Source organism: Streptomyces sp. NPDC053560, from assembly GCF_044544605.1.
In the GTDB taxonomy this organism is placed as follows: Bacteria; Actinomycetota; Actinomycetes; order Streptomycetales; family Streptomycetaceae; genus Streptomyces.
Genome location: NZ_JBITXI010000023.1, coordinates 12,189 through 24,655, shown reverse-complemented (window position 1 = coordinate 24,655; position 12,467 = coordinate 12,189). Strand labels below are relative to the sequence as shown.

Annotated in this window: 10 protein-coding genes; 4 read left to right on the top strand and 6 right to left on the bottom strand. The window is 68.7% G+C overall.

Features of this window, described 5'->3' with window-relative positions; all coding sequences use genetic code 11:
* Positions 1 to 2 precede the first annotated feature (2 nt).
* The 3 genes from ACIGQF_RS36895 to ACIGQF_RS36885 all read left to right on the top strand — a co-directional run bounded on the left by ACIGQF_RS36895 (position 3) and on the right by ACIGQF_RS36885 (position 3,583).
* Entirely contained in the window at positions 3 to 944 is a 942-nt protein-coding gene (locus ACIGQF_RS36895; RefSeq protein ID WP_399719963.1) for an EamA family transporter, read from the top strand.
* Positions 945 to 1,128: 184 nt separating this feature from the next.
* On the top strand, positions 1,129 to 1,968 hold the full coding sequence (locus tag ACIGQF_RS36890) for a TylF/MycF family methyltransferase (RefSeq protein ID WP_399719960.1): 840 nt from the start codon (positions 1,129 to 1,131) through the stop codon (positions 1,966 to 1,968).
* Between the two features lie 367 nt (positions 1,969 to 2,335).
* A complete protein-coding gene (locus ACIGQF_RS36885) occupies positions 2,336 to 3,583 on the top strand; it encodes a dTDP-4-dehydro-6-deoxyglucose aminotransferase (RefSeq protein WP_399719958.1) in 1,248 nt (415 codons plus the stop codon).
* A 112-nt stretch (positions 3,584 to 3,695) separates the two neighbouring features.
* Here the strand turns inward: ACIGQF_RS36885 and ACIGQF_RS36880 are convergent, their stop codons facing one another.
* Positions 3,696 to 4,550, bottom strand: coding sequence for an aldo/keto reductase (locus tag ACIGQF_RS36880; protein WP_399719955.1), 855 nt, complete (start codon positions 4,548 to 4,550; stop codon positions 3,696 to 3,698).
* 242 nt (positions 4,551 to 4,792) lie between these two features.
* On the opposite strand from ACIGQF_RS36880, the gene desII reads away from it, so the two are divergent.
* Positions 4,793 to 6,253 carry a dTDP-4-amino-4,6-dideoxy-D-glucose ammonia-lyase gene (gene desII / locus ACIGQF_RS36875; protein ID WP_399719952.1) on the top strand — a complete coding sequence of 487 codons (1,461 nt, stop codon included), beginning with the start codon at positions 4,793 to 4,795 and terminating at the stop codon, positions 6,251 to 6,253.
* A 69-nt stretch (positions 6,254 to 6,322) separates the two neighbouring features.
* On the opposite strand, the gene ACIGQF_RS36870 is transcribed toward desII, so the two are convergent.
* The 5 genes from ACIGQF_RS36870 to ACIGQF_RS36850 all read right to left on the bottom strand — a co-directional run bounded on the left by ACIGQF_RS36870 (position 6,323) and on the right by ACIGQF_RS36850 (position 12,402).
* Positions 6,323 to 7,600, bottom strand: a complete 1,278-nt coding sequence (locus ACIGQF_RS36870; RefSeq protein WP_399719949.1) for an activator-dependent family glycosyltransferase — start codon at positions 7,598 to 7,600, stop codon at positions 6,323 to 6,325.
* 43 nt (positions 7,601 to 7,643) lie between these two features.
* Complete coding sequence (locus ACIGQF_RS36865; RefSeq protein WP_399719947.1) at positions 7,644 to 8,891, bottom strand: P450-derived glycosyltransferase activator; 1,248 nt, start codon at positions 8,889 to 8,891, stop codon at positions 7,644 to 7,646.
* 109 nt (positions 8,892 to 9,000) lie between these two features.
* Positions 9,001 to 10,206, bottom strand: a complete 1,206-nt coding sequence (locus ACIGQF_RS36860) for a cytochrome P450 (RefSeq protein WP_399719943.1) — start codon at positions 10,204 to 10,206, stop codon at positions 9,001 to 9,003.
* Between the two features lie 188 nt (positions 10,207 to 10,394).
* Positions 10,395 to 11,600: a cytochrome P450 gene (locus ACIGQF_RS36855; RefSeq protein ID WP_399719939.1), complete on the bottom strand. Its 1,206-nt coding sequence runs from the start codon at positions 11,598 to 11,600 to the stop codon at positions 10,395 to 10,397.
* A gap of 10 nt (positions 11,601 to 11,610) precedes the next feature.
* Positions 11,611 to 12,402 (bottom strand): thioesterase II family protein, encoded by a 792-nt coding sequence (locus tag ACIGQF_RS36850; RefSeq protein ID WP_399719936.1) that lies wholly within the window; start codon positions 12,400 to 12,402, stop codon positions 11,611 to 11,613.
* Positions 12,403 to 12,467: the final 65 nt, after the last annotated feature.

Sequence of the window (12,467 nt, the reverse complement as noted above, 5' to 3'; positions counted from 1 at the left end):
CCATGGAAGCTAATCTGCGGTGGGTGGCGCTGACGGCGGTCGCGCCGGTGGCGTGGGGAACCAACTACTACGTCACACGCGAGTTCCTGCCGGCGGACCACCCGTTGTACGGGGCCGCCCTCCGGGCACTGCCCGCCGGGCTCGTCCTGCTGGCCTTGCGCAGGCAGCTGCCACGCGGTGCGTGGTGGTGGCGGTCCGCGGTGCTCGGGCTGCTCAACGTGAGCGTGTTCTTCGTCCTCGTCTACGCCGCCTCCCAGCTGCTTCCGACGAGCATCGCCTCGACCGTCATGGCACTGTCCCCGCTGACGATGATGCTCATGGCCTGGCTCCTGGTGTCCGAGCGCCCCCGGGCCGCCCACCTGGCCGGCGCCGCGACCGGGCTGGCGGGAGTGTGCCTCATGCTGCTCACGGGAGCGGGCGGAGTGAGTGTGGCCGGCGTCCTCGCCTCGGCCACCGCCATGCTGACGTCGTCCTTCGGTTACGTGCTGACCAAGCGCTGGAGCGCCGGCACCGACGTACTCGCCTCGACCGCCTGGCAACTCACCGCCGGCGGCCTGTTCCTGCTCCCGGTCGCCGCAGTCACGGAAGGCGCTCCGCCCGCGCTCTCCGCACCGACACTCCTCGCGTTCGGTTACGTCACCCTGATCGCCACAGCACTGGCCTTCGCCGCCTGGTTCACCGGACTGCGCCATCTCCCCGCGGGCACCGTGGGCCTGGTCGGACTGCTCAACCCCGTGACGGGCGTACTCCTCGGGCTGGCCCTCGCCGACGAGGCACTGACTCCGCAGCAACTGTGCGGCCTGGTAATGGTGTTGGCGGGCGTGGCCCTCGGACGCCCCACGGGCGCCGGCCAACGCGGCAACGACCGGGCATCCGTCCGTTCCGCATCCGGCGAGCAACACACTCGCGAACCCGGTCCACGCAATTCGAGTTCCGCCCGCTGAGCCGTCTCTCCAGCCCGGCAACCAGCCGATCCGGGACCGATCGCCCGCCCGAGCCGTTCACACACTCCTGACATGCGGCCATTCGGGATGAAAGAGGCTCAGCCGCCGGCACTATCGAGAGAATTTTCCTTGCTCCCTCCCTCTAGTTGCTGTTAGGGTGAGTTAAGAATAGAAAATTTATTGCTTGATTCTTAAGCTGGGGGATGCTTTGACCGTGCAGGCCCATGAGCTTTACGTCGACCTCATGAAAAAGGTTCTGGCGAACACTATTTATGAGGATCAACCGACTTTCCCGTTCGGGATGAATGTCCTGGACAAGGATCAAGCGGACAGCATGCGTCCAGGCTCGGAAAACCCCGCGAAAGAGCGTGGCACGTTCGATGTCGACCATCGCGCGGCCGGTCTGGACGTACCGTCGGTCGCGCACACCATGATCGGAATGCGCCGCCTGGACAACATCCAGGAGTGCGTGGAACAGGTTCTTCGGGACGGCGTTCCCGGTGACTTCATCGAGACCGGCGTATGGCGCGGCGGCGCCTGCATCCTGATGCGCGCACTGCTCAAGGCACACGGCGTCGAAGACCGGAACGTATGGCTCGCCGACTCGTTCGCCGGCGTCCCGGTGACATCCGAGGACAGCCACCCGCTCGACCAGGGCATGGAATTCCATAACCTGAACTGGGTGCTGAGCTGCTCCGAGGAGCAGGTGCGGGAGAATTTCGCTCGCTACGGCCTGCTCGACGACCAGGTCAAGTTCCTGCCCGGCATGTTCGCCGACACCCTGCCGACGGCGCCAATCGATCAGCTCGCAATCCTGCGGATGGACGGCGACCTGTATGAATCGACCATGGACGCGCTGGTCAACCTGTATCCCAAGCTCTCCGTCGGCGGGTTCGCGATCGTCGACGACTATGTGATTCCGGCCTGCAAGGAAGCCGTCCACGACTTCCGGCGTGCACATGGCATCGACGAGCCGATCGAGACCGTGGACGTGACCGGCGTCTACTGGCGCCGCAAGCACTGATCGCTGCCCGGCCCAGGCTGATCCCATCCGTCCGGGCCGGGGTTTCGAGCCCGCGCCGATAGCGCGGGCCCCTCGCCTGCGCACGGCGGAAGATGTCGCGGTGCGTTCGCGGCCTCTTGCCTGTCCGGCACTTCCGAAATCCTTGCCGAACACGGATCCTCGATTGTCATCCGTAGCATGCTGCATGCCCTGCCGGGGGTGACAGACACTGCATTCGGGATCTCCGCGCTCGATCTCGCCGCGCTCGAAGCCGCTGTGCTCGAATTCGCCGTGTTCGGAATCGATCCAGGGCTCCGGACACCCCGCGGAACCACTTATTCTGCACGGCTTCGCTCTTGCATTGTACTGCCTGCCATGAATACCGTGTGTGCATCTTTTCGCATACGCCGGGGGAGATGTGAATATGAAACGCGATATTGGCGACCTCGCCATATTCGGCGGTTCTTCGGCATTCCTGCAACCGCTTTACGTGGGTCGCCCCAACGTCGGTGACCGAACCCGGTTCTTCGATCGAGTGAACTGGGCACTGGACAACCAGTGGCTGACCAACGGCGGACCGCTGGCCCGTGAGTTCGAGCAGCGAGTGGCCGAGCTGGCCGGAGTGCGGTATTGCGTGTCGACCTGCAACGCGACCATCGCTCTCCAACTTCTTTCGCGCGCCGCGGAATTGTCCGGCGAGGTCATCATGCCGTCCCTGACCTTCCCGGCGACTGCCCACGCGTTCCGCTGGCTGGGCCTGACGCCGGTCTTCTGTGACATCGACCCGCGTACCGGCTGCATGGACCCCGCACTGGTCGAAGCGGCCATCACCCCCCGCACCAGTGCGATCGTCCCGGTCCACCTGTGGGGTCGCCCGTGCGCGGTCGATGAGCTTGCGAAGGTCGCGGCCGATCACGGTGTGAAGCTGTTCTACGATGCCGCGCACGGGCTCGGCTGCACGTCGGAAGGGCGACCGCTCGGCGGGTTCGGGCAGGCCGAGGTGTTCAGCTTCCACGCCACCAAGGTGGTCAACGCGTTCGAAGGCGGCGCGGTGGTGACCGATGACGAGGAACTGGCCAAGCGGATCCGCGCGATGCACAACTTCGGATTCGCGCAGGGGCGGGTGTCCACGGAGGCGGGCATCAACGGGAAAATGACCGAAGCTGCCGCCGCAATGGGCCTGACCTCGCTCGATGCCTTCGAGGAAACGGTGCGCCAGAACGAGGCCAACTACGACAACTACCGGTCGGAGCTGGCCGGCCTCGCCGGGCTGAAGGTCATCGAGTTCGACCGTGCCGAGCAGAACAACTACCACTACCTGATCGTGGAAGTCGACGCCGCGGTGACCGGCGTCCACCGTGACCTGCTGGGCGACGTGCTCAAGTCGGAGAACGTGGTGTGCCAGCGGTACTTCTCCCCCGGCTGTCACGAGATGGAGCCCTACCGCTCGGAACGGCCGGTCACCCTGCCGCACACCGAGCGGCTCGCGCAGAAGGTACTCGCCCTGCCCACCGGCCCCACCGTTTCCCGCGAGGACATCCGCCGCGTGTGCGACATCGTACGGCTCACCGTGGCGCGCGGACACGAGGTCACCCGCAGGGCCGGCGAGCAGCGGGAACCCACGGTGGCGCCCTGACTTGTCTTGCCACGTCGAGCGTCGAATGACACGAAGGCCGTGGTGCCCGCCTCCTGACCGGCGGTCTGCCGTCCCGCCCAGGGAGGAGTGTGCCGGCACTCCCCCGGGGCCGCTATCGTCCCAGTGCGTCGAGTCGGTACAACTGGTCCTCGGAGAGAGTGAGTTCCGATGCCGCCACGTTCTCCTTGAGGTGCGCGGGCGAGCTCGTACCGGGAATGGGGATCACCACCGGGGAGCGGTGGAGCAGCCACGCCAGCGCCACCTGACTGGAGGTCGCGCCCAGTTCGTCGGCGATGGCAGTCACCGGGCTGCCTTCAGCGGCGAGTTCACCGCGGGCTATCGGAAGCCACGCGATGAATGCGATCGAATGCTTCTCGCAGTAGTCGACCACCTCGTCATTGTGCCGGTCGGTCAGGTTGTACAGATTTTGCACACTGGCCACGGTGATCTGCTCGCGCGCCTCCTCCAGTTCCTCGACGGTGACCTTGGACAGTCCGATGTGCCGGATCTTGCCCTCGTCCTGCAACTCCTTGAGCGCCCCGAATTGCTCGGCCGCCGGCACCTTCGGATCGATCCGGTGCAGTTGAAAGAGGTCGATGCGGTCGAGCCCGAGCCGACGCAGGCTCAACTCAGCCTGCTGACGCAGGTACTCGGGCCTGCCCAACGGCACCCACTGATCGGGGCGGGGACGGCATTGGCCTGCCTTCGTCGCGATCACCAAGCTGTCCGGGTACGGGCGCAGCGCTTCGGCCAGCACCTCCTCGCTGCTCCCCAGCCCGTAGGAATCGGCGGTGTCGATGAAGGAAACACCGAGGTCTACGGCCAGCCGGGCTATTCCGAGCGCCGCTTCACGGTCGTCCGGCGGCCCCCAGTATCCCGGGCCGGTCAGCCGCAGGGCGCCGAAGCCCATCCGGTGCACCGCAAGGTCGCCACCCAGCGAGAAGGTGTTTCTGTCGCACTGCGCCATTCGATCGTTCCTCCTGGTACGCCAGCGATGCTTCTTCATTCGTACTGGTCAACGGCTCGGGGCGGGGCAAGTTTAGCTGTCCGGCGCCAGTCTGGGGCGATCTTCGCCGACCCCGACGGGCCGCAAGATCTGCTCTCGCGAGGCCGTTGGGATGCCAATAAATTCCGTGATGACCTGCACGCTCACGGTGCCGAACACTTCGGTGCCGACAACCGCGTGCTGATGACGATGGGACATGCAGGATGACATCCACAGCCCCCTCCCCGGCCGCCGGTCCGGTCGCAATCTGCGCTCGCCCCGGCGCCGACCTCGCGGCAGCGGCCGACGCGGTGCGTCGCGACCTGATCGCCGACGGCCACGCCGGAGCCGACGAGGCCGCAACGGTCGCGCCTCGGCTCGTACGGCTCGCGTCGCATTACGGGAACCGCCCTTTCACTCCCCTTGAGGAAGCACGTCGGTCGCTGGACGTCGACCGGGCTTCCTTCAGTCGTCTCCTCGACCTCTTCGGCCAGGTGCCGGGGCTGCGGCACGCCGTGGAGGCCGGGCCGGCCGGCAAGTACTGGCAGAACACCGTGCTGCCTCTGGAGCAGCGGGGAATCTTTGACTCGGCCCTGGCGCACAAGCCGGTCTTCCCTTACAGCGTGGGCCTGTATCCGGGGCCGACCTGCATGTTCCGTTGCCACTTCTGCGTCCGCGTGACCGGCGCTCGCTACGATCCGTCGGCACTGGAGTCCGGTAACGCGATGTTCGCGTCCATCATCGACGAGATACCGCCCGGCAATCCGTACGCCATGTACTTCTCCGGAGGTCTGGAGCCCCTGACCAACCCGGGGCTGGGCACGCTCAGCAGCCGCGCGGCCGCCCGGGGCCTGCGGCCGACCGTGTACACGAACTCCTTCGCGCTCACGGAGCGAACGCTCGACAGACAACCCGGCCTGTGGGACCTGCATGCCGTGCGCACTTCGCTCTACGGGCTCAATGACAAGGAGTACGAGGAGACCACGGGCAAGCGCGCCTCCTTCGGAAGGGTCCGCGCCAACCTCCAACGCTTCCAGCAGCTGCGTGCCGAGCGGGAGAACCCGGTACGAGTGGGATTCAGCTACATCGTACTGCCCGGACGCACCCACCGACTGCTCGACCTTGTCGACTTCATCGCCGAACTCAACGAGGCGGCGCCGGACCGGCCGGTGGACTTCCTGAACGTGCGCGAGGACTACAGCGGCCGGGACAACGGCAGGCTGGCCGAGGCCGAACGCACCGAGCTCCAGGAAGGGCTCCTCGCCTTCGAGGAGCGGGTGAGCCGGCTGACCCCCACGCTGAACATCGACTACGGCTACGCGCTGCACAGCCTGAAGACCGGCGCGGACGCCGAACTGCTGAGGATCAGACCGCGAACAATGCGCCCGTCCGTGCACCCCCAGGTGTCGGTCCAGGTCGACCTGCTGGGTGACGTGTACCTGTACCGCGAGGCCGGATTCCCGGACCTCGACGGAGCAGACCGCTACATCGCGGGCCGGGTGGGGCCGGACACCTCCCTGGCGGAGGTTGTCGAGCGGTTCGTGGGCGACGGCCGGCAGATCGCGCCGCACGACGGTGACGAGTACTTCATGGACGGGTTCGACCAAGTGATCACGGCACGGCTCAACCAGCTTGAGGCGGATGTCGCCGCAGGCTGGGGGGATGCACGCGGCTTCCTGCGGTGACGTTGCCGAATCAGGGCCGGTAGGGGTGCACGGCCGGGGGCCGGCCGTGCACCCTGTCGGGCACTGTGGTCAGTGGGATCGCCGGTGGCTCCGGGCGAGCCGCTCCAGCGTGGGGACGAGCTCCGCCGGGGTGGGTTGGGACCGGATTTCGGCCCGCAAGCGGTCCGCGCCCTGCTGGAGGGAGGGGTCCGTGAGCACGCGCTGAACCGCCGCGCGCAGTGTGTCCGCATCCAGGTCATCGGGGCGGATGGAGATCCCCGCGCCCGCGTTGTCGAGCTGCCGGGCCATGAGCGGCGCGTCCCAGTGCGCGCCGATGATGATCTGCGGAACGCCGTGCAGGAGAGCTGTTGCCGAGGTTCCGGCACCGCCGTGGTGGATGATCGCGGCACAGCTCGGCAGCAGCACGTCCATCGAAACGAAGTCGACGATCCGCACGTTGTCGGGAACCTCCGTCAGGCTCTCCCGCTGGGTGCTGTCGAGGGTGGCGACGATCTCGATGTCGAGGTCGGCCAGGGTCGTGAGCAGGTCTTGGAAGCGGACGATGTCCGAGCCGTGGGTCTCGCGTCGTGACACTCCCTGGGTGAGGCAGATCCGCGGGCGCTTCCGCTCCTCGGAAAGCCAACCGGGTACGACCGCAGGGCCGTTGTAGGGGACGAAACGCATGGGCCGGGTCGGCCCGCGAAGGTCGAGGCGCAGGCTCTCCGGGCCCGGGTCGATGACCCACTGGCCGTTCAGCAACTCCTCCAGCCCGTCTCCGGCGGGCGGGAGGCCGAGCCTCTCCAGGGTCCAGCCGAGCCACTCGGCCATCGGGTCCTCCCGGTGCTCGGGAGCCTGCTGTGCCTTGGCGTCCACGAACCGTTCCCGGGCCTGACCAATGACATCGGGGCCCCACAGGAGGCGGGCGTGCGCTGCGCCCACAGCATGGGCCGCGACCGCTCCCGCGAAGGTGAAGGTCTCCCAGATCACCAGGTCCGGCTGCCAGGAGCGGGCCAGCGCGACGATGTCGTCCATCGTGGAATCGCCGTTGAGCGGCGCGAAGCACAGGGAAGTCAGCACGGTCTGCTGGCCGAGCAGATGTTCCCAGGTCAGCGCCTCGGGCCGGTCTTCGGCGAAGTCCAGTCCCGCCTGGTACGGGGCGATGTCGCCGCCGATCTCGGTGAGCAGGTCCAACAGGTCGGTGTCGTCGCCGACCGGCACGGCCGTCTGTCCGGACCCGGTGATGATGTCGGTGATGCGGGGCTGGCCGGCCACTCGCACCTCGTGGCCGGCGCATTTCAGGGCCCAGGCCAGTGGCACCAGGTGGTAGTAGTGCGTGTTGTGGGCGATCGACGTGATCAGGACGCGCATCGGCTCGCTTCCTCGTTCGGCAGTCGGTGTTCGTCGCGGATGCTCATGCCGCACTCGGGGCGGTGAGTGCCCCGGAGCCCGCCCGGGAGACGGGGAAGCGGGCATGTCCAAGCGTGACGGGCGCCCGCCTCAGGCGCACCGCTGCCCCGCTCGCCCGCAGGTTCGGTGCCTCCCGCGCGAGGACCCGCAGCGCAGCGCGGGCGATGGTGCGGGCCGCTCGCGCGGCGGAGGTGGAGTGCGCGTCGCCGAGGAGTCCCAGGGGTACGCCGCTGCCGTCGCCCTGTCCGGGGGCACCGGTGGGGCGTTCCGCCGCGCGGACCCGGGCGATGGCCGGGTCGCGTTGGGCCGCGGCGACCAGGATCGCCACGTGCCCGTCTGCGGGGATCGGCACCCCGGCCAGTTCGACGTCCTCCTGCGCGATCCTGCTCTCCACCCGCACCGGCGGCTTGCGCCACCAGGTCTCCGCCACGACGGCGCCGGCTCGCTCCGGGCTGCGGCAGAGGGCGTCCCACTCCCCCTGAGCGCTGCCGAGCGTCTCGAAGGCGTTGCAGAGGAGCACGCTGGAGGGTTCGGCCACGCCGACGGCCAGAGCGAGAGCCCCGCGAGCGGACCGTGCTCCACCGTCATCGAGGTGGCGGGCGAGCAGGTCCTGAAGCTCGTCCGCCGCCGCCAGGCCGCGGCGTGTGATGGCGAGAGTCTGCGGGCACAGCCGACTGTCGAGGCTGCGGGCACAGCCGGTCAGCAGTTCCTCGAACCGGCCGCGGTCGGCTTCGGGTATCCCCAGGAATTCCGCCAGGACCTGTGCCGGCAGTGGGCGCGCGAAGTCGGCGACGAGGTCGAAGTCGGCGCCGAGGTCGCGCAGGAGGTGGTGCGACACCTGCTCGGCGAGGGCCTCGACGGCCGCCTCGTCCTGCGCGGACACCGCCGGACCGGCATCGGCCGGCGCGCCGCCGTGCCGGTCCCCCGCACGGTCCGGGTGGAGTTCGGCTCCCGCCGGCGGGAGGTGTTCCGCGCGGTGCCGCCCTCCCGCGCGGGTCAGCGCTCCGAAGCGGGCGTCGGTCAGGACGGACCGGGCTAGGGCGCCGTCCGCGATCACCCACGTGTCCAGCGCTTCGCTGTGGAACACCGGCCCGCGCGCGCGGACCTCCTCCTCGTAGGGCGAGGGATCCTCCCTCATGGCGCGCAGGATCAACGCGTACGGATCGCCCTGGTTCCCTGCGAACCAGTGGCCGACGCGAGTCCGTTGGAGTCTGCGGCCGAGTGCGGACGGCGTGGTCCACTGCGTTGTCATGGGAATTCTCCAAGGTGTCACGGTGTACGGAAGCCGGGGCGGGGAGCTGCCACCCGGCGCATGGGAGAGACTCCCGCAAAGGGGCCCGCCGCCCCCGATGTCGCGACGCTCACCAGGCCACGAACATCCTGCGCGGCCCCCTCACGATCGTTTCCTTCTTCCACTCGACGTCCTGGGCGAGGTGCAGCCCGGGCAGCCCGTCGAGCAGGGTCCGCAGCGCCTCCTGGAGTTCCAGCCGCGCGAGTGACGCGCCGAGGCAGTGGTGCGGACCGTGCCCGTAACCGAGGTGGTGACGGGCGTCGTCGCGGGTGATGTCGAGCACGCCGGGTGAGGGGAAACGCAAGGCGTCCCGGCTGGCTGCGTTGGACTGGATCAGGACCGGTTCGCCTGCCCGTATCAGCGTTCCGCCCACCTCGACGTCCTCGGTGGCGTAACGCGGGAACGCCGCTCCGATTCCCAGCGGGATGAATCGCGTCAGCTCCTCCACGGCGTTTTCCAGCAGATCCGGACGGGAGCGGAGGAGAGCCAGCTGGTCCGGCTGCTCCAGCAGGACCAGGACGAAGCTGGAGATCTGGCTGGCCGTGGTCTCGTGGCCGGCGAACAGGAGAAAGACGATCAGGTTGACCAGCTCTTCGTGCGAGAGCCGGCCATTGACATCGCGGGCTTCGATCAGTGCCGATACGAGGTCGTCCTGCGGCGCGGCGCGGCGGTCTTCGACCAAGTCCGACAGATAGCTCATCAATTCACCGGCCAGCCGCACATGGTCCTCGGCGGTGAGCGTGCTGGTGGACATCGCTATGTCGCACCAGCCGCGGAAGAGTGCGCGATCCTCGTTGGGCACGCCCAGCAGGCCACAGATGACGGCCACGGGGATGGGGATGGCGTAGTGCTCCACCAGGTCGACAGGCGAGCCGATCGCCTTCATGTCCTGCAGCAGGGACGCGGTCAGCTCCCTGACGTGCGGCCGCCGGGCCTCCACTCGGCGCGGGGTGAATGCTTTGGTCACCAACCCGCGCAGCCTGGTGTGGTCAGGTGCGTCCATGCCGAGGATGCCGCTGGGGGTCTGCAGTTCCCGCATACGCGGCGCGTCGTTCTCCGCCACCGCGGCGTGACTGAACCGCCGGTCGCCGAGCACGAATCTCGCGTCGTCGTAACGGCTGACGAGCCAGCCCGGCTCCCCGTACGGCATGCGGACCCATTGGAGCCCTTCGCCCTTCTGCGCCCTCTCGTAGGCTTCGTCCAGGTCCAGCCCTTCCGAACTGTTGAACGGGTAGGAGGCGGGTGCGGGTTTTGTGCTACTCAATTCGATCCCCATGTCGAGTCGGTCGGGCTCTCTCACGCCCTGAAATCGGTGGTCTTCGTGCGGCCGTCGCTCTCACGCCTGTGCACCCCGCGGGCCGCCGGGGCGTTGCCGGTCCGGGGCCCGGGGCGTGACAGGAGTGTGCGCCGGCCGGAGGAGTCCGGCCGGCGCTCTCGTGTGTGGTGGCGGGGGCCCGAACGGTGTCACCAGGTGACCGGGACCGCCTCGGGCGTACGCAGCTGGAGGCCCGTCCGCCAGCGGACCTCGTCGGCCGGCACGGCCAGGCGCAGCTCCGGGAGCCGCTGCGCCAGGGTGCCCAGCGCGATCTGCATTTCCAGGCGGGCCAGCGGAGCACCCATGCAGTAGTGGATGCCGTGACCGAAACCGAGATGCGGGTTGTTGCTCCGGGCCAGGTCGATGCAGTCGGCGCCGGGCATGGCCGTCGAGTCCTGATTGGCGGAGGCGATGGACGTGACCACGCCCTCACCGGCCCGGATGAGCGTCCCGTTGATCTCGACGTCCTCCAGGGCGATCCGGGCGAAGCCGTCCATGACGCTCAAGGGGGTGAAGCGGAGCAGCTCCTCGACGGCGCTGGGCACCAGTTCCGGGTCGGCGACCAGAGACTCGTACAGCTCGCGGTCCTTGAGGAGGAGGTAGACGAAATTGCCGATCTGGGTTGCGGTGGTCTCGTATCCGCTGAGCAGCAGACCGGTGCCCAGCATCAGCAGTTCGCCCTCGTTGAGCCGGTCGCCCTCGTCGTGGGCCTGGACCATGCTGCTCAGCAGGTCGTCGCGGGGTTCGGCGCGCCGCTCGGCGACCAGCGCGGCCATGTAGGCGCTGAACTCCTCGACCTTCTGCTGTACCTCGGCGGGGGTGAGGGAGGAGGAGAGCATGGCGTCGGAGAAGCCCTGGAAGCGGGACCGGTCCTGGTAGGGGACTCCGAGCAGCTGGCAGATGACGGAGATGGACAACGGGAGGGCGAGGTCCTCCATGATCTCCGCGCGCGGCTCGCCGACGAGCATCCCGTCAATCAGCCCGTGCGTGAACTCCTCGACTCGGGGCCGCAGTTCCTCCACCCGGCGAGCGGTGAACGCCTTGCCGGCGAGCCGACGCAGACGGGTGTGGCCGGGCGGGTCCATGCCGATGAGCGCGCCGGCGGGCAGAGGGTGCTCGGTGGGGCGGGGGACATCCTTGCCCGCGCCGGCTTCCATGCTGAATCGCTGGTCGCCGAGGACCGCACGGACGTCGGCGTGCCGGGTGAGCAGCCAGGCCTCGCCGCCGTAGGGCATACGGACCCGCGACACCGGCTCCTGCGCGCGCAGGTGGGCGTAGGTGGGATCCATCTCCACGCCGTTGGGGGCGCTGAACGGGTGCGTGCGGGTCCGGGTGACCGGGCAACGGGATGTCATCGGGGCTCTCTCATTCTGTGGCGGACGGCGGAGCGGGCTGCGGTGGCGCGGCGAGCGGCCGCAGGGCATCTTCGATCGCCCGGCACACGGCCGTGGTGTGCTCATTGAGGTAGAAGTGACCGCCCGGCCATGAGTGGAATGCTGTGGGGCCGCTGGTCTGCTGGTGCCAGGCGCGGGCACCGTCGGCGGGCACGTGGGGATCGTCCAGAGCGGTGAGGACGGTGAGCGGACAGCCGAGCCGCGGGCCGGGGCGCCAGCTGTAGGAGGCGGCGACCCGGTAGTCGTTGCGGATGGTGGGCAGGGCCAGGCGGAGCAGCTCCTCGTCGGCCAGCACCCGCGGGTCGGTGCCCTGCAGCTCGGCCATCCTGGCGATCAGCCGGTCGTCGCTGAGGAGGTGTGCGGTGATCTCACGGGGGACGGTCGGGCCGACTCGTCCGGAGACGAAGAGGTGGGCGGGGGCGTCGCCGCGCAGGTCGAGGCGGCGGGCCGTCTCGTAGGCGAGCAGCGAGCCGAGGCTGTGGCCGAAGAGTGCCAGCGGGCGGTCGAGCCAGGGCTCCAGGACCGGCAGGACGTGGTCCACCAGAGCGTCGACGGACTCCAGGAAGGGCTCCTGACGGCGGTCCTGACGGCCGGGGTACTGGACGGCCAGGACCTCCACGAAGTCCGGAAGCATCCGGGTGAAGGGGAGGTAGGCGCTGGCGCTGCCACCGGCGTGCGGGAAGCAGACCAGCCGGACGGCCGGGTCGGCGACCTGCCGGTAGCGGCGCAGCCAGAGATCACCTGTGGCGGTCGGGGCAGTCACGGTCGTGTGGAGTCCTTCCGTGAGGAGATGTTCAGGAGCACAGGCTTCGCCGGGATCCGGCGACG